Source organism: Methylorubrum populi, assembly GCF_002355515.1.
In the GTDB taxonomy this organism is placed as follows: Bacteria; Pseudomonadota; Alphaproteobacteria; order Rhizobiales; family Beijerinckiaceae; genus Methylobacterium; species Methylobacterium populi_A.
Genome location: NZ_AP014809.1, coordinates 577651 through 602189 on the forward strand (window position 1 = coordinate 577651; position 24539 = coordinate 602189).

Consider the following 24539-nt stretch of genomic DNA (forward strand, 5'->3'; position numbering starts at 1 on the left):
GCGCCGAACGCCACTCGTGCGGGCACTCTCGCTCAGCGCGGTGAACGTGCGCTTAAAACGCCGCTCCGGTCACGAGGCCTTGCGCAGCACGAGGCCGGGGATCGCCGTGCCCTTCTCGCCGAACATCTCCTGCGCCTTGCGACAGCTCTCGTCGACGTTCTTCCGATAGGCTTCGGTGTAGCTCATGCTGCGCATGAGCAGAGCGCCCTTCGAGATCGCATCGAGATCAACGCCCATCGCCGCCACGACCGACCTGAACCGCTCGTAATCGGGCTGCGCCTCCTTGCAGGATTCGCCGACGAAGCGGACGAGCCCGGCGAGCTTGGCGGCATTCGCCTCCTGGCGCTCCTGAGCGGTCTGGGGCGCCTTCGGAGCGCCATCCGGAACGGTGCCGGGCGCCGTCGTCGCCGCCTCGGTCGCGGACTTCGCCGCTTCTGCCGCCGGTTTGGGCGCCACCTCCTCGGCCACGGCGGCAAGCGGCAGCCCGAACAGAACAGCAGCTGCGATCGCGAGGTGTTTCATCGTATCTCTCCCTGACCGATCGTATTTCATTATTATTTTGATCTTATGCTCTGCTTCTTCTCTGCTGCAGCCGCGCAGCGAAGTTGCGGGCGCCGTTCTGCCTTATCGGCGGGATTTTGTCGAAGTGCCGGCCGCGCCCCGTCGCGGCCGGCGCTGACGTTGGTCAGGCCGGTTTCGCCGCGCGCGCCGCCGCCATCAGGGCGAAGGCGTAGATCAGGCCGACCTCCTCCAGGCGATCGAACCGGCCGGCGGCACCGCCGTGACCGGCCTCCATGTTGATCTTGCAGAGAATCGGACCGCCGCCGGTCATGGTGGCGCGCAGCCGTGCCACCCATTTGGCCGGCTCCCAGTACGTCACGCGCGGGTCGGTCAGGCCGCCGAGCGCCAGGATCGCCGGATAGGCCTTGGCCGCCACGTTGTCGTAGGGCGAGTAGGAGAGGATCGTCTCGAACGCCGCCCGGCTCTCGGCCGGATTGCCCCATTCGGGCCATTCCGGCGGCGTGAGCGGCAGGTCGGCGTCGAGCATGGTGTTGAGCACGTCGACGAAGGGCACGTCGGCGACGATGCCGGCGAAGAGCTCCGGCGCGAGGTTGGCGACCGCGCCCATCAGCATGCCGCCAGCGCTGCCGCCATGGGCGACGATGCGCCCCTGCGAGGTGTAATTCGCTTCGATCAGCGCCCGACCGCAGGCGACGAAATCGGTGAAGGTGTTGGGCTTCTTGTCGCGCTTGCCGTCGAGATACCAGTTCCAGCCCTTCTCCGTGCCGCCGCGGACATGGGCGATGGCGTAGACGAAACCGCGGTCGACGAGGCTGAGCAGGTTGGTGCGGAACGCCGCCGGCATCAGCGTGCCGTAGGAGCCGTAGCCGTAGAGCAGCAGCGGCGCCGAGCCGTCGAGCGCGAGCCCGCGGCGGTGAAGCAGCGAGATCGGCACGCTCTCCCCGTCCGGGGCCGTCGCGAACAGGCGGCGGGTCACGTAATCGGCCGGCTCGTGGCCGCTCGGCACGGTCTGCCGCTTGCGCAGGATGCGCGCGCGGGTGACGCAATCGTAGTCGTAGGTCTCGGCCGGCGTCGTCATCGACGAGTAGGTGAAGCGGATGCGCGCCGTCTCGAATTCGTAGCCGGGCAGCAGGCCGAGCGAATAGGCCTCCTCCGCGAAGGAGACGGTGTGCTCATCCCCCTTCATGTCGCGCACGACGATGCGCGGCAGGGCGTTCTCCAGTTCGAGCCGCACGAGGTGGTTTCCGAGCACGTGCAGGTGCCGGATCATCACGCCGGGGCGGTAGGGCACCGCGTCGCGCCAATTCTCCCGCGCCGTGGCGTCGAGGGGGCAGGTGACGATCTTGAAGTCCACCGCGCCGTCGGCGTTCGTCAAGATGACGAGATACGAGCCCCAGTGCTCGACCGAGTAGATCAGCCGCTCCTCGCGGGGCGCGACGCAGCGGAGCGCGCCCTCGTCGTCGGCGCGGTCGAGCAGGTGGACTTCCGCCGTCTCGTGGTCGCTTGCCGTGACGGTGAGATAGGTGCCGGACTGGGTGCGACCGATATTCACGAAGAAGCCCGGATCGGCCTCCTCGTAGACGATCGCGTCCTCGGCCTGGTCCGTGCCCAGGCGGTGCCGCATGACGCGGGCCGGGCGGTGGTTCTCATCGAGCGCCACGTAGAAGAAGGCGGTGCCCGCCGCGTTCCACACCGCGTCGCCCGCCGTCGATTCGACCCGCTCCGGACGGTCCTCGCCGGTCTCCAGGTCGCGCACGCGGATGGTGTGGAGTTCCGAACCCTTGGTGTCCACACCCCAGGCGAGCAGGCGATGGTCGTCGGAATGGGCCGCGCCGGCGATCTCGAAGAAGGCGAGACCTTCGCCCTCCTTATCGCCGTCGAGCAGGATCTGCTCGCCGGTCTCGCCGTCCTCCGGCTGCTCGGCGATGCGGTGGACCGTACGCGGGCGGCGGCAGATCAGCGGGTGCTGCCCGCCCTCGCGGTGACGGGAATAGTAGGCGAAGGGACCATCGGGCTCGGGAACCGAGGCGTCGTCCTCACGGATACGCCCGCGCATCTCGGCGACGAGTGACTTGCGGAGAGCCGCGGCGCCGCTCAGCGCCGCCTCGGCATAGGCGTTCTCGGCCTCGAGATAGGCGCGGATATCCGGCGCGAGCGCCGACGGGTCCTTGAGCACCGCGCGCCAGTTCGCATCCTTCAGCCACGCGAAGGGATCCTCCACGCGCCGGCCGAAGAGTTCGAAGGCGTGCGGGCGCGCCTCGGCCGCGGGTGCCGCGGGCGGCAGGGCGAAGGCGGGTGGTTCGAAGGTCATCGCCGAACTCCGGTCGAAACGCGTGGCAGGTGAACGTGCGGGAGGTGAAGGTGTCGGATGACAGGGGGTGTGCCGCGCCGCATCGCCGGCCGCAAGGCGCGCAGCGCCTGCATTGATCGCATCATTGGTCGCATCGGCAAGCTCAGCTCCGCTGCCACTGGGGCGAAAAGAGCCTGAGCATTCACGCTAAATTGTGCACGTCCCGGAAGCGGCGGACCCGTTCACTTGTGCATACCCGCTCTGTCTTGCAGGTCTAATTTAGATGTTCTAGGTAGAGACCGTGACTGAGGGGGCGTCACTCAAAACCGAAAACAAGCGGCACGATTGCACAAGCCGGCCCTTTCCTGTCTGTTTTCCGCTGGACACTGGGCTGGATCGATTGCGCGCGATGCACCGCGAAGGGATAATCGAGACCATGAACGAAACCGAGCCGTCGGTCGATTACGTCGCTCTCACAGCCGACATCGTCGCCGCCTACGTGAGCAACAACCCGGTGCCGGCTGCTGAACTCGCCGGCCTGATCGGCAGCATTCACGGCGCCCTGCTCCAAGTCGGAAGCGGCCGCGTGCCTGCGCCGCAGCCCGCCGCCCAGGAGCCGCAGCAGCCGGCCGTGCCGATCAAGAAGTCGATTCAGCCCGATTACATCGTTTGCCTGGAGGACGGGCGGACCTTCAAGTCGCTGAAGCGCCACCTGCGGGCCAAGTACAATCTCTCGCCGGAGCAGTACCGCGCCAAATGGGGCCTCTCGCCCGACTACCCGATGGTGGCGCCGAACTACGCCAAAGCCCGCTCCGACCTCGCCAAGGCGATCGGCCTGGGCCAGGTGCGACCGGGCTACGACGCGGCCGCCTGATCCGTTCCGGATTGCAGCTCCACGCGACAATCACTGCGCCGCATCGATTTTCGGCGCAGTGGTCCGATCACGTCCCGGCTGATCGGACAAGTTGGCGTGACAGAATCGACTTATCAACAAGCTTGTCGTGGAACGGAGCAACCGTTGCTGCATTCCTTCGGCATGAGCGACGACGATCTTTCCGAACAACTGTCCAAGACCAATGCGGCATTGGCAGAGTGGGCCGCCCGCTCCGCGAGCGAGAGCGATGCGCTGATCGAGCGCTTCGAGCGAATGGGCTACGAGGTGCGCGACAAATCTGTGGACGAGGTGACCGAGATCCTCAAGAAGCCGCCGACTAGGCCGGCTCAGTCCTGAAACGTCCCTGAGACAGCGCGAAAGGGGAGCGTGACGGTGCAACCCCTGGGCGCACAAGTTTCTGTCAAGACTTGTATTAGGACGATTTTCCCTTAGCCTCCGGACGTTGGTTCCGTTCGGGTGCTGTGATGTCTTTAGAACAAAACACGAACAAAAGAGGTGGTCTCGGTCGCGAGGCCGAACGCCTCCTGGCTGCGCTGGGGCCCGAGGGCGCCTACGCCTTCCCCGATCCGAGCGCGCCCGAAACGCTGATCGTGCGCGGCAGCGGTCGCGGTGTCTCCTTGGGAGCGGGACGGTTCTCCGCACGTGCCGGCGAGGCGCTGCTCGCGGCCGACCTCGCGGCGCGCGACGATGGGCGACGCAGCCGGTTGGTGATCGGAGCGGCCGGTCGAGCCCGTCTCCGGCGCGCCGAAGCCTGCGGACTTGACGGTTTCCGAGCGCAGCATCTCGCCTTGGTGCGCGAGGGGTCGGGCGAGGTGGAGCACTTGCGCGACACCGCCGAGAGCCCGCTGGCCTGGATGGCGCGACGGCGCGGACGCGACGGTGCGCCGATGATCGACGCGGCCGCTTTCGCGGCAGGGGAGCGGCTGCGCCACGACCTCGCCTCGGCACAGATGCTGCCGCAGCTCTCGACCGACTGGACCGCGCCGCGCGTCGATGGGGGCGGGCCGCGCGATCCGGCCTCGGCCTCCGACCGGGTCATCGCCGCGCGCCAGAGGGTCGACCTTGCCCTGGCGGCGGTGGGCTCGGATCTTTCAAGCCTGCTGATCGACCTCTGCGGCTTTCTCAAGGGCCTTGAGCGGATCGAGTCGGAGCGGCGCTGGCCGGCGCGCTCCGCCAAGGTCGTGGCGCGCATCGCCCTCGGACGCCTCGCCGAACATTACGGCATCCAGGCCGAGGCGACGGGGCCGGAACGGGCGCGCAGCCGGGCTTGGCGCCTCACAACCGAGGGGACACCGACCTCGTCGTGATCCCCCGATCGGCTGCACGCGTCTCGCGGGTCTTCTCGCGGACGATCAATTCAGCGTCCTGAGCCGGGCCGCATCCTTGTGGATGCGGTCCACCATGGCGCGCACGCCGTTGGAGCGCTTCGACGTGATGTGTGATCCGAAATCGAGACGCTTGAGCAGGTCGAAGCCGTCGGCTTCGATCGCCTGATCGGGCGTCTTCCCGTCGTAGAGGGCAACCATCAGGGCCACGAAACCCTTCACGATATGAGAGTCGCTGTCGCCGTTGAGCCTCAGCGCGGGCTGGCCGGCGGCGGTGGCGAGGGAGACGTCGATCCAGACCTGACTTTCACAGCCGAAGACGCGGTTGTCCTCGACTTTCGCGTCCTCCGGCATTTTCGGCATCAGCTTGCCGAGCTCGATCACGTATTCGTACCGATCCATGGGATCGTCGAGGATCTCGAAATTCTGGACGATGGTGTCGAGGTCGGGCAGCATGGCACTCAGGTTCAGGACAGGCGGGGCATCGGTCTCGTCGATATAGCGATCGTGCGGCGGCACCGCGAGGCACGGGATCACCGTGCCCGATATCGGATCAGGCACGAAGCTGCGGCGCGTTTTTGTGCCGCCGTCTTTCGTCGGCCGGGCCCCACCTCTCCGGACGGCTCGATTGCGAGCGATGCGTCAGCGCAGGGCCGGAGGGAGCGAAGGCGGGACGTAGGCCCGTGCCTCCGGCAGTTGCAGGAGCAGCGGGTCGGCGTCCGTAGCGGTGCCGCTGACCGCAATCTCCGCCTGGGCGGCATAGGCGGCGATGAGGCGGGGACCGAGCTTCGGCACACCCTCCCGCCCCGCGGCGGCGGCCTCTCCGGAGCCGGACACGATCGAGAGACGCACCGGCGCACCGACACCGGCATCGATGCGGATCACGATTCCGCAGGTGACCGAATCGTTCGTCGCGTCGAGGCACTCCGCGACGATCTCGGCGACGATCATTCCCAGCGCGTTGGCGGTGCGAGGCTCGACCAGGCTAGTGCCCTCCCCCTCGATCCCGACGCTGATCTGTCCGGCCCGGCGCAATTGTCCCAGTCCCGAGGCAAGGCGGCGGAGGTAATCGCGCAGGTCGATCGAGGCGATATGCGGCGCCTCGTGCAGATGCTGCTGCACCAGGGCGATCGCCCTCACCCGCTGCCCGAGAGCATCGAAGCTGCCGCGGCAGGTTTCCGGCGCGGCGCGGCCGTAGAGCCCGATCAGGCTGACCATCACCTGAAGATTGTTGCGCACCCGGTGATAGATTTCCGCCAGGAGCGTTTCCTTCTCGACGAGCGCGTGCTCGGCATGTTCCTCGGCGTTCTTGCGGTCGGTGATGTCGAAACACGAGCCGAGATAGCCGTAGAAGACACCGTTTTCCTCGAGCGGGCGGCCGGTATCGAGCAGCCAGCGATAGGCGCCGTCATGGCGGCGGAGGCGAAACTCGATCGAGAACGGCGAGCGCGACTCGAAGGCCTTCGCCACGATCTCGGCGTGACGCTTGAAATCGTCCGGGTGCAGACCCTTGCGCCACCCGTCGCCGATCTCGTCGGCCAGGGGCCGTCCGGTGAACTGGAGCCAGCACTCGTTGTGATAGGTGGAGCGTCCGGAATCGTCCGTCCGCCACATCATCAGCGGCACGTGATCTGCAAATCGGCGAAAGCCGTCACCGAGGTCGAAGGGGGTCTCGGTCGCGCCATTCCCTGGAAAGCCGCCCTCTGGCGTGTCAGCAACCATTCCGCTCGTCTGTTCGCTCTCGGCAGCTTGAAAACGACTTTATCTCCGCGCCGGTCAACGTCCCCAGGGTTGGGCCGTTCCGAGCCGTCCACAAGTCGACAAATCCGCTCCGCCGGGCAAGCCCTCGCCGCACAGCGCGCCGCGGTCAAGCTTCACGAATGCTCGATCATCTCACGGATGCGGGCGGCCAGCAGTTCAACCGGAAAGGGCTTGGTGATCATCTGCATGTCCGGTTCCAGCCGGCTGCCGCCGAAGAGGGCGTTCTCGGCGTAGCCCGTCATGAACAGCACCTTCAATCCGGGACGCAGGCTACGGGCTTGATCGGCGAGCAGGCGCCCGTTGAGACCGGGGAGACCGACATCGGTCACGAGGAGATCGATCCGCGCCTTCGAGCGCACGACCTCCAGACCGGAGGGGCCGTCCTGGGCCTCGATGGTCCGGTAGCCGAGGTCGGACAGCACCTCCACGACGAGATCGCGCACGATCGGCTCATCTTCGACCACGAGCACCGTCTCGTTGCGCCCCGACCGCATCGGCTCGGGCGGTGCGACCGGCTCCGGATCGGCGGGCAAGGCGCCGTGGTGACGCGGCAGATAGATCGTCACCGTCGTGCCCCGGCCGGGTTCGGAGCTGATGCTGACATGCCCGTCCGTCTGCCGGGCGAAGCCGTAGATCATCGAGAGGCCGAGACCCGTTCCCATACCGAGCGGCTTCGTCGTGAAGAACGGCTCGAAGGCCCTCGCCGCGACGTCCGGCGGCATGCCGAGGCCCGAATCGGTCACGCGGACGCAGACATAGGCGCCCTCGCGCGCCTCCGGATGCAGGCGCAGATCGCCGGGTTCGAGCCGCGCGTTGCCGGTCTCGATCACCAGCCGCCCGCCCTCCGGCATCGCGTCGCGGGCGTTGATGGCGAGGTTGAGCACCGCGTTCTCGAGTTGGTGCGGATCGCAGAGCGTGGGCCAGACGGCTTTCGCGGCGACGATCTCGAGACGGACCTGCTCGGGCAGGGGGCGCCGCAGCATGTCCTCCATCCCGGTCACGAGCGCGTTCACATCCACCGGCTTCTGCTCCAGCGGCTGGCGCCGGGCAAAGGCGAGGAGGCGATGGGTCAGCGATGCGGCGCGGTGGGCCGAGGAGAGGGCCGCCTGGATGTACCGTTCGAGTGAATCGACCCGGCCCTGACCGATGCGGGTCTGCATCAGATCGAGCGAGCCGACGATCCCGGTCAGGAGGTTGTTGAAGTCGTGGGCGATGCCGCCGGTGAGCTGTCCGACCGCCTCCATCTTCTGCGCCTGCCGCAACTGCTCCTCGGCGAGGCGCTGCTCGGTGATGTCGCGGCCGACGATGTGGAAGCAATCGCCCTCGGGCACCGCGGTCCACATCACCGTGCGCCGCCGGCCGTCCCGGGTCAGGATGCGGTCGACGAAATCCGCGACCCGCTCGCTCCCGCCGAGCCGGGCCAGCGCCGCACCGGTCCCGGCATGGTCCTCGGGTTCGATGAAGGCGAGGAAGGGCTGCTCCAGCAGTTCCCGCTCGCTCCAGCCGAGTAGCCGCTCCCAGGCCGGGTTGACGCTGCGCAGGCGCCCGTCGAGAGCCGCCGTTCCCATCAGATCGTTGGTCGTCTGCCAGAGCCGGTCGCGCTCGCGGGTGCGTTCGCCGACTTCGCGCTCCAGCATCGCCTCGATTCGCTTGGCGTCGGAGATGTCCGAGACGAACAGGTAGGCGCCGTCGGTCGAACCGTCCGGCATCGGCCGCGGCAGGTAGCGGATGTCGGCGGTGCGGGAACTGCCGTCCTGGCGCGGCCAGACCCGCTCAGCGCGGACCTCGCGGCCGCCGCGCGCGATCTCGAAACGTGACTGCGCCTCGTCGGACGCCCTGGTGCCGACGAGGGTGGCGAGAGGGCGTCCGACCGCCTCCGCCGGATCGAGGCCGAACCAGTCGGCGCTGGCGGCATTGGCAAACCGACAGAGGCCGTCCGCATCGAAGAAGGCGATGAGGACCGGCAGCGAATCGGCGATCAGGCGCAATTCGCGGGCATTGGCGCGCTCGGACTGCTCGGCACGGGCGCGCTCGGCGGCGTGACCGACGCGCTGGGCGACGTCCTCGACGAGTCCGATCTCGTCCGGGCGCCAGACCCGCGGCTGCGGCTCGTGCAGATAGAGGATCGCCCGCAGCTGCCCGTCGCGGATCAGCGGCACGACGACGAGCGACCGGCAGCCGATGGAATCCCACATCGCCGCATAGGTCGGCCCGGCGCGGGAATCGGCGTAGCAATCCTGGACGACGAGGGTGAGCCCGGCCCGCAACTCCGCGATTGCGGCCGGACCGAACCCATCGAGGATGCGCGACCCGCCCACGAGGCTCATGACCGAGGGGTCGCGGGTCCAGTCGCACTCGACCCGTACGATCTCTCCCGTCCCGTCGATCTCGCCGTAGCCGGCCCGGGCCGCGCCGACATGGGCACCGAGCGTCGCGGCGGCGGCCAGCGTCACCGCCTGCGGATCGTCCGCCTCCCGCAGTCGGTCATTCAGTCCGAGCAGGAAGGCCTGCCGCTCTTCCGCGAGCTTGCGGTCGTGGATATCGGTGCAGGTGCCGAACCAGCGCACGATCCGCCCGTCCGAATCGCGCACCGGCTGAGCTCGGCCAAGCACCCAGCGGTAGATGCCCGAACGGTGGCGCAGCCGATACTCGATCTGGTAGGTGTCGCCCGTGGCAAGGGCGTGCCGCCACTCCGCCCAGGCCCGGTCCTGGTCGTCGGGATGGAACATGCCGTTCCACTCCTCGCCGTCCGTCGACCCCTTGGGTACGCCGGTATAGTCGTACCAACGGTCGTTGTAGAAGTCGTGATAGCCGTCGGCACGCGTCGTCCAGATCATCTGGTCGACCGAGTTGATGATGCCGCGGAAACGGTCCTCGCTGTCGCGAAGCGCCTGCTCGGTGCGCTTGCGCGCGGTGATGTCGAAGCTGACGCCGGGGAAGGTCTGCGGCGTCCCGTCCGCGGCGAGCGTGCAACGTCCCTGCGCGGCGACCCAGCGGATGCTGCCGTCTTTCTGGACGAGGCGGTACTCCGCCTCGAAGCGGCCGCCGGTGCGCAGGACCGCGTCGATGCTCGCCTTCAAGCCGGGCAGGTCCTCCGGATGCACGCCGGCGAAAAAGGCGCCGACCGGCGCCCCCGCGGCTGCCCAGTCCGGATCGACACCGTAGAGAGCCGCGAAGCGCGGATCGGCCGTGACGCGATCGGCGGTCACGTCCCAATCCCAGACGCCGATGCTGCCGCCGGCAGAGAGGGCCAGCTCCAGGCGATCGTCGCTGCGGCGGCGAGCCTGTTCGGCCAGCACCTCGGCAGTGGTCTCGGCGGTGACGCAGAGCATGCCGTTGATGCGCCCCCCGTCGTCGCGCACGGGCGAGTAGGTGAAGCTCCACCAGCTCTCTTCGGGCGCGCCGTGTCGGTTCATGACGAGCGGCAGGTTGCGCCGAGCCACGCTCTCGCCGCGCAGGGCGGCATCGACCATCGGGCCGATATCGTCCCACAGGTCGGCCCAGATCTCGCGAAAACGTGCCCCGAGAGCGCGGGGCAGCCGGTCGCCGAAGATCGGCCGGTAGGCATCGTTGAAGAAGGAGATGCCCTCCGGCCCCCAGGCGAGAAACATCGCTGCCGGGCAGGACAGCATCGTCGCCAGCGTCGAGCGCAGGGAAACCGGCCAATCCGCCAGGGGACCGATCGGCGTATCGGCCCAATCGTGGGCCAGGATCTCACGACCGGTCACGCCCCCTTCCTCGAGGAAACGGAACTCAGCTGGAATAGCCGCCGCGATCATCGACCGAGGCTCCGATAGCCGTATCGCGTGTCTGTACAAAGGATCGACAAGGCGCTTCCGAGGCTCAAGGCGGCCAGGACTTCATACCCGATGCAAACGCGCTTGCGAGCCGCGGCGAGGCGAAACGCCGGCCGATACGATCCCGAATCACATCGGAAACACGGGGAAGCGCGCCGTCTGCGAAAAGTCTGCGCCGCTTCGCGAGGCATGATCTGGACGCGAACGAGGGTTCCACGCCGGACAATATAAAACAAATGTCGTATTCGTTCTATCGTTTGTGACGAGTGTGGTCACAGACCACATGAGAGTCAGTCCAATTTTGCGCCGCAGCAAGTCCGATCGGCACTGCGATGCCGATCAATAGGAGAAATGACAAGGAGGTGCTTGCCTGATCATGCGAGACGTGCATTCTACGGATGTCCGCATCAGACCCGGCGAGAGAGCCCAGTTCGGCCAATAGGCTGTTCATGGCGTCGAGGAGCGACCGCCCCCGGAAGCTTCGAGGCACAATCCCGCAAGGGTTGGACGATCTGGAGGGTGGCGCCCCGGCGCCGCGCCGAAGGACCCACCGATCCGGCCGAAGCGCCGGAGGGTCCCCAGGAACCCATGACAGAGGGGGGCACGAAGTGCTGGCAGCGGGCATTTCGAATGCCCGCAGGTCGTGGGGAGCCTGATGAACACGGACGATTTCGCTTACGATTTCGACGCTCCGGACTCGGATTGGAACCATGAGCCGTCGCGCGCCGATCTGTTCCGGCAGATCGATGCACCTCTCTACACCACCGACTCGGATGGCTGGCTGACCTATTACAATGACGCGGCCGCGCAGCTCTGGGGCTTTCGCCCGGTGCTCGGGAAGGCGCGCTGGTGCGGTTCGTGGCGCTTGTTCGAGGCGGACGGCACGCCGTTGCCGCACGACCTCTCGCCCATGGCGGTCACCCTGAGGGAAGGCCGCATGCTTCGCGGCCTTCAGGTGGGCCTTGAACGGCCGGATGGCACCCGGATGGCCTTCATGCCCTATCCCACGGCCCTGCGTGACAGGACCGGTGCCGTAGTCGGCGGCTCAAACATCCTGCTCAAGGTGGAGCGGCCCGGGCGCCGCATCGCGTTCCGTAACCCGCTTCAGGGCCGGCCGACTCTGCGGGCTGCTCAAGTTTCAGGCATGCACAGATGTTCGGCGTGACGTTGCCGGCGCTGAGGCGGCGATCCACCTCGTTCGAGTGTGGCGATCCGGGGAATGATCCGCCGGAGCGCCCCGCAGCCTGAGAAGAAGGGAGGAAACCATGTCGGTCGATACCAACTGGAGCCTCGACGCCGTCCAGAGCCTGCGCAGCATGGCCCGCGAGGGCGTACCTGTGTCCGTCATCAGCCTGAGGCTGAAGCGGCCGATCGACTCGGTGTGCGCCAAGCTCGCCGAACTCGGCATCACGCCGAAAGTCGAGGCCTGACCGATCCGGGTGGGCGCCCCAGACGCCGTGCATGAGCGCCCACCCGCTGGCTTCACCAGGTGCCGGTATTCTCCATGGATGACCAGGGCTCCTGCGGCGGCTTCGATCCGCCCTTCTGCAGGATCTCGATGGAGATGCCGTCAGGCGAGCGCACGAAGGCCATGTGCCCGTCGCGCGGGGGCCGGTTGATGGTCACGCCCGCATCCTTCAGCCGCTGGCAGAAGGCGTAGATGTCATCGACCTGATAGGCGAGGTGCCCGAAATTGCGCCCGCCCGAATATTCCTCCGGATCCCAATTGTAAGTCAGCTCGATCAGGGGCGACTTTGTCGCTTCCGCGCGCTCAACGTCCCCCGGGGCAGCGAGGAAGACGAGGGTGAAGCGGCCCTTCTCGTTCTCGACCCGCCGCACTTCCTTGAGGCCGAAGGCATCGACGTAGAAGGCGAGCGCGCGGTCGAGATCCGTAACGCGGACCATCGTGTGCAGGTATTCCATGGCCAGACCGGTTGATGACAGGTATGGCCGGCTATCTGGTCCGGGGCGGCCACCCGTCAACGGGCGCCGGCCGACCCGCACTCGACATCGCTGCGCAACCGGCAGAGCAACGTAACGGCGCGCGGCCGCCCACAGCGATGTGCGGTCACGTTTCTTTGACAAATTCGCCGAATCATCGGAATTGCCACGCATCATCGCATCACATACTGGGCATCGAGAAACCTCTATTACCCGATGCGGAAGATGAATCTGACAAATTGGAGAAAATCATTCTCTGCAATGCTGTCCAATCCGCACGAGGCCGCCCCAAGTGAGTCTACGCGTCCACAAACCAAGCGGAGCAAAGTCTCTCCCGCTCTGAGTTTAACGGTCGGCCGATCGGACACGCCCGGCTCGGAGTCCCGTGCGTGAAGACAGGCTCGATCATCCGCGGGATCGGCGAGATCGAACACGCAATTCCCGAGCAGATTTTGGGTCATCCCGACTTTCCGATCGCGCGCCGAGTCTTCGTCTCGGAGCACGCGAAGGTCTACGAAGCAGGCGTGTTTCCCGCCCAGTTCGGGGCGGATGCCGGGCGGGTCACCACGCTGGCCATCATCGTTTGTCAGCATGCCGGCTACGATCCGGCCGACCGGGCGAATTGGCCGACCCTCAGCCGGCTCAAGGACACCGTCGCCCGCTTCGGATTCGCTAGTCCGAGGCTGATCGACAGCTTTGTCGCGCGCCTCGTACAAACCGGCTACGTCGAACTCCGGCAGCAGCCGGACGACAACCGCGTGCGCCTCCTGTGCCCCACCGAGCGCCTCCTGGCCTGGGACCGCGATTGGATGGCGGCCCACTACGCGGCTCTCGAAGTTCTCTACCCTGATCCGGGATTCGGTCCGGCGCGTCGGCGCGACCCTGCCTTCCAGGCCGCCCATGCCCGATCGGCCGTCGCGGCCTTCGACGCGATCATCGCGATGATGTGGAGCAACCTGGAGATCATCTTCTTCCTCAGCAGCACCAGCGCGCTGATCATCCTGCTGTCGCTCTTCGAGATGGGCGGCAGCGATCCGGCAAGCCGCATCCGCGAGGCCGATCTCGTCCAACTCGCGCCACGCTTCGCCGTCTCGCGCAGCCATCTGCGCAACATCCTGGCCGTGGCGCAGGAACGGAACTTCCTCGTCCGCTCGGGGCCGCGCAACGCCTACATCCATCTCACGCCGCACTGGGTCGCCGCCTTCGACCGCTTCATCGCGGGCAGTCTCGCTCAGAGCGACCTCACCTACCGCCTCGCCCTGCGGCATCAGGCGGAACAGGCACGCTCCGCGGTCTGATCACCGCGTGACGGATTCCGCTCGCACGGGATCACCTCTAGAAGGCAGGACCCTTTCCCGACGGCGAGCCCTGCCCGATGCGCACCGAGACGCCCCCGACCGTCCGCCTCGAGGACTATCGCCCGAGCGATCACCTGATCGACCGGGTCGAACTCGACGTGCGCCTCGACCCACACGACACCCGCGTGACCGCGACCCTGGCACTGCGCCCGAACCCGGCGGGCCGCGCCGGCGCTCCCCTCCTGCTCGACGGCGACGACCTCACCCTGCTGGCGCTCGAACTCGACGGGCATTCGCTCGCACCCGATGCTTACCGGGCCGAACCGTCGGGCCTGACGCTGCACGCGCCGCCACAGCGCCCCTTCACCCTACGGATCGAGACGCGGCTCGATCCGACCGCGAACACGCGGCTGATGGGCCTCTATCGCTCGAACGGCGTCTACTGCACGCAATGCGAGGCCGACGGCTTTCGCCGGATCACCTACTTCCTCGACCGGCCGGACGTGCTCTCGATCTACACCACCCGCATCGAGGCGGAGCGGGAGGCCGCCCCGGTCCTGCTCGGCAACGGCAATCCGGTCGAGGCGGGTGAGGTAGCGGGGACGGATCGGCATTACGCGGTCTGGCACGACCCGATGCCCAAGCCCGCCTATCTGTTCGCGCTGGTGGGCGGGCGGCTCGACCGCGTCTCCAAGTCCTTCACCACGATGGAGGGGCGGGAGGTCGAGATCGCGGTCTATGTCGAGCCGGGCAAGGGCGACCGGGCGGCCTACGCGCTCGACGCGGTGGAGCGCTCCATGGCCTGGGACGAGACGGCGTTCGGGCGGGCCTACGATCTCGACGTGTTCAACGTCGTCGCCGTCTCCGACTTCAACATGGGGGCGATGGAGAACAAGGGCCTCAACATCTTCAACGACAAATACGTGCTCGCCTCACCCGAGACCGCGACCGACGCCGATTATGCGGCGATCGAGGCGATCATCGCCCATGAGTACTTCCACAACTGGTCGGGCAACCGGGTCACCTGCCGCGACTGGTTTCAGCTCTGCCTGAAGGAGGGCCTCACTGTCTTCCGCGACCAGGAATTCTCGTCCGACATGCGCTCGCGGGCGGTCCACCGGATCGCCGAGGTGCGCAACCTGCGCGCCCGCCAGTTCCCGGAGGATGCCGGCCCCCTCGCCCACCCGGTGCGGCCGAAGCGATATGCCGAGATCAACAACTTCTACACGGCGACGGTCTACGAGAAGGGCGCCGAGATCGTGCGGATGCTGCGCACGCTGATCGGCGAGACGGCGTTCCGCGCCGGAATGGACCGCTACTTCGCCGAGAACGACGGCAAGGCCGCGACCGTCGAGGACTTCCTGAAGGCCTTCGAAGCGGTAACGGGCCGCGATCTCACCCGCTTCGCCGAGTGGTACGAGCGGCCGGGAACGCCGCGTGTCGCCGTCTCAGGCCACTACGATGCGGCCGCCAGGACATACCGCCTCGCCTTCCGGCAGACGCGGCCCGGCGCCGGGGCGGATGCCCCGCCCCTCGTCATCCCGATCCGCCTCGGCCTCGTCGGCGACGAGGGCCCTCTCGACACGGCGACGAGCGAGCGCGTCGAGGCCGGCGTGTTCGTGCTCGACGCGGCCGAGGATGCCGTCACCTTCGGGAATGTGGCGGCCGAGCCCGTTCCCTCGCTGTTTCGTGCCTTCTCGGCGCCGGTACGGGTGGAGAGCTCCCTCGACGAGGCCGCCCGCCTGACCCTGCTGCGCCACGATCCCGACAGTTTCAACCGCTGGGAGGCGGCTCAGCGCGTCGCTCTGGGCCTGATGGCGCGGGAGGCGCGCGGCGAGACCTCGGAGACCGCCGGCGCCGACGCGTTCGTCGCCGCGCTGGATGCCTTCCTCGACGCGGAGGCGCTGTGCGATCCGGCCTTCGCCGCGCAAGTCCTTGCCCTGCCGAGCGAGGGCGACCTCGCCGACGAGATCGGATCGGAGACCGACCCCGACGCGATCTTCTCCGCACGCCAGGACCTGCGCCGCCGCCTCGGCTCGGGCCTGCGCGAGCGCCTGACGCACCTGCGCGAGGCATTGGCCGAGCCTTCGGGGACTCCCTTCTCGCCGGACGCCGCCGCCGCGGGGCGGCGAGCCCTGCGCAACGCCGCCCTCGACCTGATCGCCGCAGCCGATCCGCAGGCCGGTACGGCGCTCGCCCAGGCGCAGATCGAGGCGGCGACCAACATGACGGACCGGCTCGCCGGGCTCGCGACCCTCGCGCTCCTGCCGGGCGAGGCTCGGGAGGCGGCGCTGACCGCCTTCGCCGAGCGCTACGCCGACGAGCCCCTCGTCCTCGACAAGTGGTTCGCGATCCAGGCGATGATTCCCGAGGACGGGACGGTGGCGCGGATCCGCCGCCTCCAGAACCACCCGGCCTTCGCCATGACCAACCCGAACCGGGTGCGCTCCCTCATCGGCAGCTTCAGCCTCGCCAACCCGACTCAGTTCAACCGTCCGGACGGCACCGGATACGCCCTCGTGGCCGAAACGGTACTGGCTCTCGACGGCACCAACCCGCAGGTCGCCGCGCGCCTTATGACCGCCTTCGGACCCTGGCGCCGCCTCGAGCCGGGACGCCGAACCGTGGCCGAGGCCGCCCTGCGTCGCATCGTTGCCACGCCCGGACTTTCTCGCGATGTGTCCGATATCGCGACACGAAGCGTGGCCGGCTAGTTAACACTCTGTTGAGACAGCGTTTCGGCGACTCGCCGTCGTCAAAACGACCGTCGAAGCGCCTCAACGAGTCAACGGTCGATTTCAAAATGCGCGTGGACAAACGTCCGTCGGCGATGTCCAATGTGAATACGATTCGAGACAACCGGCGCGGCCCAGGCTGAGGCGCCGTTTCCAGACAGTGCAGAGGTGGCGATATGTCGGGGGCGGTTTCCGCGTCCCTGTCCGCGCGCGCGCGTGCGGACACGATCCTCGGGATCCAGCGTACGACCGGCACCGCGCAAGCTCGTCTCATGCGGGCGGAGACGTGGCTTCGCTACGCGCTTCCGGCCCTGCTCGTCGTCTTCATGCTGACGCTGCTGGGCGTCGCGGTTCTGCAGATGCGCGGACGCCACGATCAGGCGATGCGCGTGGCCACCCGCGAGGTCGAAGCCTTCGCCCGCCTCGCAGCCCTGTCGCTCGCGAACGAGGCGGCCGCCACCGAAACGCGGCTCGAGCGCCTTCTTCCCGTCCACCTGCTGCCGGCCGGCTGCGAAATTCTGGTGATGGGTCCCTCCGGACGGATTCGCGCCGCCTATCCCCATCCGGCACCGGCCGACACCTTCGCGGGCTATCTCGCGGAGGGAGAGCCCATCGCCATCCTCGGCGAGAGCGCCGGGGCGATGACGGTGAATCTCCAGGCCGGCGGACAGGCCGTCGTCGCGGCGCGACGCCTGGCCGACGGGTCCGGCGAGGTCGCCGTCATCCAGCGGTTCGAGCCGATCACCGCCGATTGGTGGCGGATGTTCGGACATCACGCGGTTTCCCTTTCCGCCATCGCCCTCGTGCTGGCGGGAATGGCCACCGCCTACATCCTTCAGACGCAACGGGCGCAGGCCGCCGACGAGGTGTGCGAACTGGTCAAGCAGCGCCTCGACACGGCGCTCGGGCGTGGGCGCTGCGGCCTTTGGGATTGGGACATCGCCCGGGGCACGATCTTCTGGTCCGATTCGATGTACGCCCTGCTCGGCTACACCCCCGAACAGGACCTGCTCTCGTTCGGCGACGTGAACGCCCTGCTGCATGTCGAGGACGGCGACCTCTACAGCCTCGCCCGCCATCTCGCCGCGAGCCACGCCACCGTCGATCACGAGTTTCGCATCCGTAACGCCTCCGGCGAGTGGATCTGGCTGCGCACCCGCGCCGAGATCGTGGAGGATGCGACCGACGGCAGTCGCCACCTCGTCGGCATCGCCATGGACGTCACCGAGCAGCGCCGCCTCGCCGAGTTCACCGCCACCGCCGACATGCGCCTGCGCGACGCGGTGGAGGCGATCTCCGAAGCCTTCGTGCTGTGGGACGCCGGCAACCGGCTGGTGCTGTGCAATTCGAAGTTTCGCGACCTGCACGCTCTCTCCAGCGAGGATGCGGTGCCGGGCCGCCGCTACGACGAGATCATGGGGCAAGGCGCTCTCCCCCCGGTGCGCCGAGGCATCCCCGGTCCGGAGCGCGGCACGTCGCGCACGTTCGAGGTCGAGCTCACCGACGGGCGCTGGCTCCAGGTCAGCGAGCGCCGCACCAAGGATGGCGGCTACGTCTCGGTCGGCACCGACATCACCAGCCTCAAGCGCCACCAGGAGCAACTCGTCGCCTCCGAGCGCGAGCTGATCGGCACGGTCAAGGACCTGAAGCGCTCCCGGCGCACCCTGGAAACCCAGACGCAGCAACTCGCCGACCTCGCCGAACGCCACCTCGACCAGAAGGCCCGCGCCGAGATCGCCAACCAAGCCAAGTCCGAGTTCCTGGCCAATATGAGCCACGAGCTTCGCACGCCGCTCAACGCGATCATGGGCTTTGCCGAGTTGATGGAGAGCGAGGTTTACGGAGCGCTCGGCTCACCCCGCTACGCCGACTATTGCCGCGACATCCAGCAGAGCGGCACCTACCTGCTCTCGGTCATCGACGACATCCTGCACATGTCGCGCATCGAGGCGAAGCGGGTGAAGCTCGTGCGCCGCTCCATCGACCTCGATACGGCGCTCGCCTCGGCGGTGACGCTGGTGGCCAAGGAGGCCGCGACCAAGTCGGTTTCGATCGATATCGAGCTGGCCGGAACCCTGAGCGTGCTGGCCGACGAGCGGGCGCTTCAGCAGATCCTGCTCAACATCATCCAGAATGCGGTGAAGTTCACCCCGGAAGGCGGTCGCGTCGCGCTCCGCGGGCGCTCCTGCAACGGCTTCGCCCATCTTTTCATCGGCGATACCGGCATCGGGATTCCGAAGGCGGCGATCTCCAAGCTCGGTCGTCCGTTCGAGCAGGTCGAGACCAACCTCACCCGCAGCTACAAGGGTTCCGGCCTCGGGCTCGCCATCGCCCGCTCCACCGCCGAGTTGCACGGTGGCTCGCTGCGCATCCGCTCCGAGGAAGGAGTCGGCACGCTGGTGCTCGTCCGGCTGCCGATGCCGACCCCCGACCGTCTGGCCGAGGTCGGCCGGGAAGCCGAGCGGGACGCGGTGACGGCAATTGGTGAACTCGCCGGTGCAACGCGGGCCAAAGTCGACACGGTCACGGCCCTCGAGCGCTCGCTCTGACCGCCTGATTGCGGTCGGACGGCGCTCGCCGTGCCCGGCAGGCGCGTCGCGATCGGCGGCGGGCGATAGCGATGCGCCCCCTGCCCTTCCATGGGCAGCGATGCTCTCAACGACCCGGATCGGTTCCGCGCTTGGCCCCAGCCTCCGGCGAGCCGCCAGACGTCGGCGCCGAGGTTTGGGCCATGCCGGCCAGACACCCGCGGCTGTTCAGGCACCTTTCACGCCGCTGACAACGACCTACGGCAAAGAACGGGATCAGTGACGGGGTTCCGTTCCCGAAGCCGTGGACGCAGGCGCCCGCCAGACGTGCAGCGGCGATCACGAGGCCGCCGGACATAGCCGAGATGATCGCCCGATCGTTGATGTCCTTTCGCTCTTGGCACGACAAAGAGGCGTCGGGACCGGTCATGTCCGATTCGGCTTGAAGGGAAGCATCCATGCCGTCGTCGACCATCGAACTCATCGGCGCTCCGATCGAGATCGGCACGAGCGAGCCCGGAGCCGTGATGGGTCCGGCCGCTCTGCGCACCGCCGGGCTGATGCGGGTGTTGCACGATCTCGGGCTCACGGTCCGCGACGCCGGTGATCTCACCCCCGACGGCACGCCAGGGCAGCAGCGCGACCTCCCGGCGATCCGCGCCTGGATGACGGAGATCTCGCGCGCCGTGGAAACGGCCCTGAATGGTGGGAGCCTGCCGCTCGTCATGGGCGGCGACCACAGTCTGTCGCTCGGTTCGATCGACGGAGCCCTGCGCCATTGCCGTCGCACCGGCCAGCCGCTCTTCGTGCTCTGGCTCGACGCCCATGCCGACTTCAACACCCTGGAGACCTCGCCCTCCGGGAACGTCCACGGCATGCCCCTGGCCGCCCTGTGTGGCGAGCCCGGCTTCGACGCGCTGTTCGACGGCGAACCGCGTCCCTTGCTCGATCCGCGCCGTGTCCATCTGTTCGGCCTGCGCTCCATCGATGCCGGGGAGCGGGCCATCGTCACGCAGCGGCACGTGAACGTCGTCGACATGCGCACCATCGACGAGTTCGGCGTCGTGGCGCCGCTGCGCCGCATCCTCGACCGGGTGGCGGCCGAGAACGGACACCTGCATGCGAGCTTCGACGTGGACTTCCTCGATCCGACCATCGCGCCCGGCGTCGGCACGACGGTGCCGGGCGGGGCGACGTTCCGCGAGGCGCACCTCATCATGGAGATGCTGTGCGATTCAGGGCTGGTCGGCTCCCTCGACGTGGTGGAGCTGAACCCGTTCCTCGACGAGCGCGGGCGCAGCGCCCGGGTGCTGGTCGAGCTGGTGGCGAGCCTGTTCGGCCGCCGCATCATCGACCGGCCGACCGACGTGCCGCCGCTGGAGGCGTGAGCGGCCCCCGCCGTCCGCCTCCTGCGGCTGAGAAGTCAGCCGATCTCCTCATGCCAGGTGCGGCCGTCGCGCTCGATCAGCGCGATCGAGGCGGTCGGCCCCCAGCTTCCGGCGGCGTAGGGGCGCGGCGGCTCGGGGCGGTCGGCCCAGGCCTTGAGCAGGGTGTCGGCCCAGGCCCAGGCCACCTCCACCTCGTCGCGGCGCATGAACAGGGTGGCGTTGCCGCGCACCACATCCATCAGCAGGCGCTCGTAGGCGTCGGGATAGCGCTGCTTGAACGTCTCCTCGAAGGAGATGTCGAGATTGGTCGGGCGCAGGCGCATGCCGCCGGGCCCCGGATCCTTGGTCATCACTTCGAGCTTCATCCCCTCCTCCGGCTGGAGCCGGATGACGAGGCGGTTCGGCTCGCGCCCGAAGGCGTCGGCGGGGAAGATCGAGAAGGGCGAGGCGCGGAACTGCACCACGATCTCGGACAGCTTCTTCGGCAGGCGCTTGCCGGTGCGGACGTAGAACGGCACGCCGGCCCAGCGGCCGCTGCGGACCTCGAGCTTGAGGGCGACGAAGGTCTCGGTCCGGCTCGCGGCCTCGCTGCCGAGATCGGCCTGGTAGCCCTCCACCGGCCGCCCGCCGACCGCACCCGCCGCGTATTGCCCACGCACCGTCACGGCCTGCACGTCGGCGGCGGTGATGGGCTTGAGGGCGCGCAGCACCTTCAGCTTCTCGTCGCGCACGGAATTGGCGTCGAGCGAGATCGGGCTCTCCATCGCCGTGAGGCAAAGAAGCTGAAGGATGTGGTTCTGCACCATGTCGCGCAGGGCGCCCGAGGTGTCGTAGTAGCCGCCGCGCCCCTCGACGCCGACCGTCTCACCCACCGTGATCTGCACGTGGTCGATCACGTCGGCATTCCAGAGTCGTTCGAAGATCGTGTTGGCGAAGCGCAGGGCCAGCAGGTTTTGCACCGTCTCCTTGCCGAGATAGTGGTCGATGCGGAAGATCTGGCTCTCGGGAAACACAGCGCCGACCGCGTCGTTGATGGCGCGGGCCGATTTCAGATCCTTGCCGATCGGCTTCTCGAGGACGACCCGGCTGTTCTCGCCGATCAGCCCGTAACGGTCGAGGTTGCGGCAGATCGAACCGTAGAGGTCGGGCGAGGTGGCGAGGTAATAGGGCCGGATGCGGTCGGGCCGCTCGTCGAGCAGGGTCTTCAGCTCGTCCCAGCCGTCGTCGCCCAGCGCGTCGACCGCCACGTAGAACAGGTGATCGAGGAAGCCCGCGAGCCTCGCCTCGTCGATCTCGGCCGGCGGCACGAAGCTTTTCAGGGCGTCCCGAGCGTGCTCCCGGAATTCCTCCACGGTCATGTGACTGCGCGAGGCGCCGATGATGCGGCTTGTCTCGGGGATCTGGGCGTCGCGGTAGCGCTGGTAGAGGGCCGGCAGGAGCTTGCGCTGGGTCAGGTCGCCGGTGGCGCCGAACACGACGTAATCGAAGGGCGAGACGGGGATGATGGTGGCCAAGCGCGGCTCCCATGTTTCGCGCGGGGTTCGAGGCTCAGAAGCGCCGGAACAGCATTCCTGCAACTCCGCGCCCCTCACCCGATCGTCTGACGGAGCACCCAGCGGCGTCCGGCACGGTGGGTTATCGGTTCGCAGCGAGGCCTTGCAAGTGCGCTGCCGAACAAACGGCCGACACTCCGGGGCAACGGGCGGGCCGCTGCCGGAGAGGCCGTCGCTGCCGCAGGCGGCTGCGGCCCTGTCAGCCGGAGAAGTCGCGGCTCCGGCGCGAGCCGATGGAGCTGTAGTTCGGGGGCAGCTGATCGGTGGCCGCGGGCTTCTTCTCCTCGGCAACGGTCAGCTTGGCGATGCGCTCGATGCGCACGCCAGCGTAGTTGCCTCTCCGCCAAGCGAGGTTGACCCGCAGAACGAAGTCCCGGCCCAGAATCCTGAGCATGAACGAGGCCGGGAGGATGTAGGCCTCGGGAACGCCGAGCTTAGCCCCAGACTTCGAGATGTCCTTGATGTTACACGGTATCTCGGTGCCGTCGAACAGTCGGATCAGTGCGATCCAGTTGGTGGCGGTCCGCTCCTCGCGCCGCGCGGTGGGAGAGGTCTCGACCGTTGCAGAGTCGTCTTCCGACATCAGCTCTGACGGGAAACCGCCAACGGGTGAAGGGGGGCTCGGCATAAGGGCCACGGCAAGATGCGTTTCGAGGCCCACGCTATCGGTAAAGTGTTGATGCAAGATGTGCAGCGCGGCCGGCCATCCTTCCGCCAAGCCGCGGACCCGCGCGGATCCGATCACATCTTCATCAGAGAACCCATCCCTGCCGGAAAACGTATTTTCGATTACGCATGCGATATGAGCACTTACAGGCCCGATACGGACCCCGGATCCGCCACAACGCGAGACGTAGCCATTGAACGATCTGCCATATCAGCGTCTTACGCGACTTATCGCATTGCAAAACAAGCCGGCTCTTCTTGCACCGCAACGAAAATAGTTCGTGACGCCGAGCACAAACCGGCTTGCAAGCGATGAACAGCTGATTAACGTGCTCTCATCGAGACGCGTTCGATGTTTGACCCCTGGCAGGGAGCGGTCCCATGTCCGAGCTCATCCGCGTGAAACCGACCCACGACGGCACCTATACCGTCTATCGTGGGTCCATGGCCCTCGTCTCGGGCCTGACGAGGCTGCAGGCCGAACGCTACGAGGCGAGCATCGCCCGTCAGCAGCGCGGGCTCTCACCCCTCGTCGGCGCCTGAGGCGCCCGACCGACGACTTGAGGGCGCGGCTCCGATGAGGAGTCCGCGCCCTTCGCTTGTCGACCGCGTCACGCGAAGCCCGTCTCCGCGCGGATCCAGGCGGCGGTGTCGGGATCGGCATCGGCGACCGGCAGATGAAGGATGATCGGCGTTTCGTAGGGATGGAGCCGCTTTAGCTCGGCCGCGAGGGCGTCGGCCAAGCCTTCGCGGCTCTTGACGATGGCGACCACCTCCGTGCCGCGCTCGACCGTGCCCTTCCAGGCGTAGACCGATTGCATCCCCGGGATCACGTTCACGCAGGCCGCGAGGCGGGCGCGCACCAGCGCCTCGCCGACATCCAGCGCGATCGCGGCATCGGGAAAGGTCGTGTAGACGAGGAGCGGGCGCTCCATGCTATGGCTCTCCCTCGGCAGGCCGGTGTCCACTCGGGTGTCCGGTGCGTGCCCCGAGTGAGACCGGCTCGGCCTCTTCCCGTCAACAGGGCTGACTGTACGGATGCCGCGTCGCTTTTCACGGATCGCCTTCGTGGCGAGCCCCACGGCCGACGCGCGGGAGGCGGCGGACCTGCTGATGCGCCGCTACGATCACGTTCCTCCCGAGGAGGCGGACGTGGTCGTGGCGCTCGGCGGCGACGGATTGATGCTGCAGGTGCTGCACCGGTTCATGAACGCGCCCAAGCCGATCTACGGCATGAATCGCGGCACGGTCGGCTTCCTGATGAACGAGTTCCGCGAGGAAGGGCTGCTCGACCGTCTGGAGGCGACCAAGCGCTCGACGATTCACCCGATGACGATGATCGCCACCGACACGGAGGGACGAAGCCACACGGCGCGGGCGATCAACGAGGTGTACATGCTGCGCCAGACCCACCAGACCGCCAAGCTGCGGGTCTCGGTGGACGACCATGTGCGCCTGCCCGAGCTGATCGCCGACGGCATCCTCGCCGCCACGCCTGCCGGCTCGACCGCCTACAACCTGTCGGTCGGTGGGCCGATCCTGCCGCTGAACGCGCATCTCCTGGCGCTGACGCCGATCTCGGCCTTCCGGCCCCGGCGCTGGCGCGGCGCGCTGCTGCCGAACTACGCCCGCATCCGCATCGACGTGATCGACGCCGAGCACCGTCCCGTCGCGGCGGTGGCCGATCACACCGAGTTCCGACGGGTCTGCACGGTGGAGACCTGGCTCGACCACGCCACCAACCTCGTGCTTCTGCACGATCCCGGGCATAGCCTGGAGGAGCGCATCCTGCGCGAGCAGTTCGGCTGATCCGGCTCGCCGACGCGCTTGGCCGGCTTCT

Annotated in this window: 21 protein-coding genes; 11 read left to right on the forward strand and 10 right to left on the reverse strand. The window is 67.7% G+C overall.

Annotated features, from left to right (window positions below):
* Nucleotides 1-69: 69 nt before the first annotated feature.
* Both MPPM_RS02625 and MPPM_RS02630 read right to left on the reverse strand, forming a co-directional pair.
* Nucleotides 70-522 carry a hypothetical protein gene (locus MPPM_RS02625; protein WP_096483680.1) on the reverse strand — a complete coding sequence of 151 codons (453 nt, stop codon included), beginning with the start codon at nt 520-522 and terminating at the stop codon, nt 70-72.
* A gap of 163 nt (nt 523-685) precedes the next feature.
* Nucleotides 686-2833, reverse strand: a complete 2148-nt coding sequence (locus MPPM_RS02630) for a S9 family peptidase (protein ID WP_096483683.1) — start codon at nt 2831-2833, stop codon at nt 686-688.
* 415 nt (nt 2834-3248) lie between these two features.
* Here MPPM_RS02630 and MPPM_RS02635 point away from each other — a divergent pair, with 415 nt between their 5' ends.
* The 3 genes from MPPM_RS02635 (at nt 3249) to MPPM_RS02645 (ending at nt 5014) form a co-directional block, all read left to right on the forward strand.
* Nucleotides 3249-3686, forward strand: a complete 438-nt coding sequence (locus MPPM_RS02635; protein ID WP_096483685.1) for a Ros/MucR family transcriptional regulator — start codon at nt 3249-3251, stop codon at nt 3684-3686.
* A 162-nt stretch (nt 3687-3848) separates the two neighbouring features.
* Nucleotides 3849-4043, forward strand: coding sequence for a hypothetical protein (locus MPPM_RS02640; RefSeq protein WP_096487682.1), 195 nt, complete (start codon nt 3849-3851; stop codon nt 4041-4043).
* A 128-nt stretch (nt 4044-4171) separates the two neighbouring features.
* Nucleotides 4172-5014 (forward strand): DUF6456 domain-containing protein, encoded by an 843-nt coding sequence (locus MPPM_RS02645; protein WP_096483687.1) that lies wholly within the window; start codon nt 4172-4174, stop codon nt 5012-5014.
* A gap of 45 nt (nt 5015-5059) precedes the next feature.
* On the opposite strand, the gene MPPM_RS02650 is transcribed toward MPPM_RS02645, so the two are convergent.
* The 3 genes from MPPM_RS02650 to MPPM_RS02660 all read right to left on the reverse strand — a co-directional run bounded on the left by MPPM_RS02650 (nt 5060) and on the right by MPPM_RS02660 (nt 10572).
* On the reverse strand, nt 5060-5488 hold the full coding sequence (locus MPPM_RS02650) for a SufE family protein (RefSeq protein WP_096487683.1): 429 nt from the start codon (nt 5486-5488) through the stop codon (nt 5060-5062).
* Nucleotides 5489-5674: 186 nt separating this feature from the next.
* The gene (locus MPPM_RS02655) at nt 5675-6754 is read right to left on the reverse strand and encodes a sensor histidine kinase (RefSeq protein ID WP_096483689.1); all 1080 of its coding nucleotides are present in this window, start codon (nt 6752-6754) and stop codon (nt 5675-5677) included.
* A 152-nt stretch (nt 6755-6906) separates the two neighbouring features.
* Nucleotides 6907-10572, reverse strand: coding sequence for a PAS domain S-box protein (locus MPPM_RS02660; RefSeq protein WP_096483691.1), 3666 nt, complete (start codon nt 10570-10572; stop codon nt 6907-6909).
* A 673-nt stretch (nt 10573-11245) separates the two neighbouring features.
* Here MPPM_RS02660 and MPPM_RS02665 point away from each other — a divergent pair.
* Both MPPM_RS02665 and MPPM_RS28460 read left to right on the forward strand, forming a co-directional pair.
* Complete coding sequence (locus MPPM_RS02665) at nt 11246-11755, forward strand: PAS domain-containing protein (RefSeq protein WP_096483693.1); 510 nt, start codon at nt 11246-11248, stop codon at nt 11753-11755.
* A gap of 100 nt (nt 11756-11855) precedes the next feature.
* Complete coding sequence (locus MPPM_RS28460) at nt 11856-12020, forward strand: hypothetical protein (RefSeq protein ID WP_173807865.1); 165 nt, start codon at nt 11856-11858, stop codon at nt 12018-12020.
* A gap of 52 nt (nt 12021-12072) precedes the next feature.
* Here MPPM_RS28460 and MPPM_RS02670 read toward each other — a convergent pair whose 3' ends face one another.
* The gene (locus MPPM_RS02670; protein ID WP_096483695.1) at nt 12073-12513 is read right to left on the reverse strand and encodes a VOC family protein; all 441 of its coding nucleotides are present in this window, start codon (nt 12511-12513) and stop codon (nt 12073-12075) included.
* Between the two features lie 407 nt (nt 12514-12920).
* On the opposite strand from MPPM_RS02670, the gene MPPM_RS02675 reads away from it, so the two are divergent.
* The 3 genes from MPPM_RS02675 to MPPM_RS02685 all read left to right on the forward strand — a co-directional run bounded on the left by MPPM_RS02675 (nt 12921) and on the right by MPPM_RS02685 (nt 19113).
* Nucleotides 12921-13829, forward strand: coding sequence for a hypothetical protein (locus MPPM_RS02675; protein WP_096483697.1), 909 nt, complete (start codon nt 12921-12923; stop codon nt 13827-13829).
* Nucleotides 13830-13906: 77 nt separating this feature from the next.
* Nucleotides 13907-16543, forward strand: a complete 2637-nt coding sequence (gene pepN, locus MPPM_RS02680; protein ID WP_096483699.1) for an aminopeptidase N — start codon at nt 13907-13909, stop codon at nt 16541-16543.
* A 197-nt stretch (nt 16544-16740) separates the two neighbouring features.
* Nucleotides 16741-19113 carry a PAS domain-containing sensor histidine kinase gene (locus MPPM_RS02685; protein ID WP_096483701.1) on the forward strand — a complete coding sequence of 791 codons (2373 nt, stop codon included), beginning with the start codon at nt 16741-16743 and terminating at the stop codon, nt 19111-19113.
* Between the two features lie 106 nt (nt 19114-19219).
* Here the strand turns inward: MPPM_RS02685 and MPPM_RS27775 are convergent, their stop codons facing one another.
* Entirely contained in the window at nt 19220-19567 is a 348-nt protein-coding gene (locus tag MPPM_RS27775; protein ID WP_162296253.1) for a hypothetical protein, read from the reverse strand.
* Between MPPM_RS27775 and rocF the strand changes: the two genes are divergently transcribed.
* Nucleotides 19551-20480: an arginase gene (rocF, locus tag MPPM_RS02690; RefSeq protein WP_096483703.1), complete on the forward strand. Its 930-nt coding sequence runs from the start codon at nt 19551-19553 to the stop codon at nt 20478-20480. The two genes, MPPM_RS27775 and rocF, sit on opposite strands and share 17 nt — an antisense overlap.
* A gap of 35 nt (nt 20481-20515) precedes the next feature.
* Here the strand turns inward: rocF and zwf are convergent, their stop codons facing one another.
* Together zwf and MPPM_RS02700 are read right to left on the reverse strand one after the other, a co-directional pair.
* Nucleotides 20516-21994: a glucose-6-phosphate dehydrogenase gene (gene zwf, locus MPPM_RS02695; RefSeq protein ID WP_096483705.1), complete on the reverse strand. Its 1479-nt coding sequence runs from the start codon at nt 21992-21994 to the stop codon at nt 20516-20518.
* A 238-nt stretch (nt 21995-22232) separates the two neighbouring features.
* The gene (locus tag MPPM_RS02700) at nt 22233-22616 is read right to left on the reverse strand and encodes a PilZ domain-containing protein (protein ID WP_244573451.1); all 384 of its coding nucleotides are present in this window, start codon (nt 22614-22616) and stop codon (nt 22233-22235) included.
* 464 nt (nt 22617-23080) lie between these two features.
* Between MPPM_RS02700 and MPPM_RS28465 the strand changes: the two genes are divergently transcribed.
* Nucleotides 23081-23242, forward strand: a complete 162-nt coding sequence (locus MPPM_RS28465) for a hypothetical protein (RefSeq protein ID WP_173807866.1) — start codon at nt 23081-23083, stop codon at nt 23240-23242.
* A gap of 68 nt (nt 23243-23310) precedes the next feature.
* On the opposite strand, the gene cutA is transcribed toward MPPM_RS28465, so the two are convergent.
* Complete coding sequence (cutA, locus tag MPPM_RS02705; protein WP_096483707.1) at nt 23311-23634, reverse strand: divalent-cation tolerance protein CutA; 324 nt, start codon at nt 23632-23634, stop codon at nt 23311-23313.
* A 103-nt stretch (nt 23635-23737) separates the two neighbouring features.
* On the opposite strand from cutA, the gene MPPM_RS02710 reads away from it, so the two are divergent.
* A complete protein-coding gene (locus MPPM_RS02710; RefSeq protein ID WP_096483710.1) occupies nt 23738-24508 on the forward strand; it encodes an NAD kinase in 771 nt (256 codons plus the stop codon).
* Nucleotides 24509-24539 lie beyond the last annotated feature (31 nt).

Bases quoted from the DNA above. Each gene is read 5' to 3' on its own strand.
- MPPM_RS02625 (WP_096483680.1), bottom strand. From the start codon at position 522: ATGAAACACCTCGCGATCGCAGCTGCTGTTCTGTTCGGGCTGCCGCTT.
- MPPM_RS02630 (WP_096483683.1), bottom strand. From the start codon at position 2,833: ATGACCTTCGAACCACCCGCCTTCGCCCTGCCGCCCGCGGCACCCGCG.
- MPPM_RS02635 (WP_096483685.1), top strand. From the start codon at position 3,249: ATGAACGAAACCGAGCCGTCGGTCGATTACGTCGCTCTCACAGCCGAC.
- MPPM_RS02640 (WP_096487682.1), top strand. From the start codon at position 3,849: ATGAGCGACGACGATCTTTCCGAACAACTGTCCAAGACCAATGCGGCA.
- MPPM_RS02645 (WP_096483687.1), top strand. From the start codon at position 4,172: ATGTCTTTAGAACAAAACACGAACAAAAGAGGTGGTCTCGGTCGCGAG.
- MPPM_RS02650 (WP_096487683.1), bottom strand. From the start codon at position 5,488: ATGCTGCCCGACCTCGACACCATCGTCCAGAATTTCGAGATCCTCGAC.
- MPPM_RS02655 (WP_096483689.1), bottom strand. From the start codon at position 6,754: ATGGTTGCTGACACGCCAGAGGGCGGCTTTCCAGGGAATGGCGCGACC.
- MPPM_RS02660 (WP_096483691.1), bottom strand. From the start codon at position 10,572: ATGATCGCGGCGGCTATTCCAGCTGAGTTCCGTTTCCTCGAGGAAGGG.
- MPPM_RS02665 (WP_096483693.1), top strand. From the start codon at position 11,246: ATGAACACGGACGATTTCGCTTACGATTTCGACGCTCCGGACTCGGAT.
- MPPM_RS28460 (WP_173807865.1), top strand. From the start codon at position 11,856: ATGTCGGTCGATACCAACTGGAGCCTCGACGCCGTCCAGAGCCTGCGC.
- MPPM_RS02670 (WP_096483695.1), bottom strand. From the start codon at position 12,513: ATGGAATACCTGCACACGATGGTCCGCGTTACGGATCTCGACCGCGCG.
- pepN (WP_096483699.1), top strand. From the start codon at position 13,907: ATGCGCACCGAGACGCCCCCGACCGTCCGCCTCGAGGACTATCGCCCG.
- MPPM_RS02685 (WP_096483701.1), top strand. From the start codon at position 16,741: ATGTCGGGGGCGGTTTCCGCGTCCCTGTCCGCGCGCGCGCGTGCGGAC.
- rocF (WP_096483703.1), top strand. From the start codon at position 19,551: ATGCCGTCGTCGACCATCGAACTCATCGGCGCTCCGATCGAGATCGGC.
- MPPM_RS27775 (WP_162296253.1), bottom strand. From the start codon at position 19,567: ATGGTCGACGACGGCATGGATGCTTCCCTTCAAGCCGAATCGGACATG.
- MPPM_RS02700 (WP_244573451.1), bottom strand. From the start codon at position 22,616: ATGTCGGAAGACGACTCTGCAACGGTCGAGACCTCTCCCACCGCGCGG.
- MPPM_RS28465 (WP_173807866.1), top strand. From the start codon at position 23,081: ATGTCCGAGCTCATCCGCGTGAAACCGACCCACGACGGCACCTATACC.
- cutA (WP_096483707.1), bottom strand. From the start codon at position 23,634: ATGGAGCGCCCGCTCCTCGTCTACACGACCTTTCCCGATGCCGCGATC.
- MPPM_RS02710 (WP_096483710.1), top strand. From the start codon at position 23,738: ATGCCGCGTCGCTTTTCACGGATCGCCTTCGTGGCGAGCCCCACGGCC.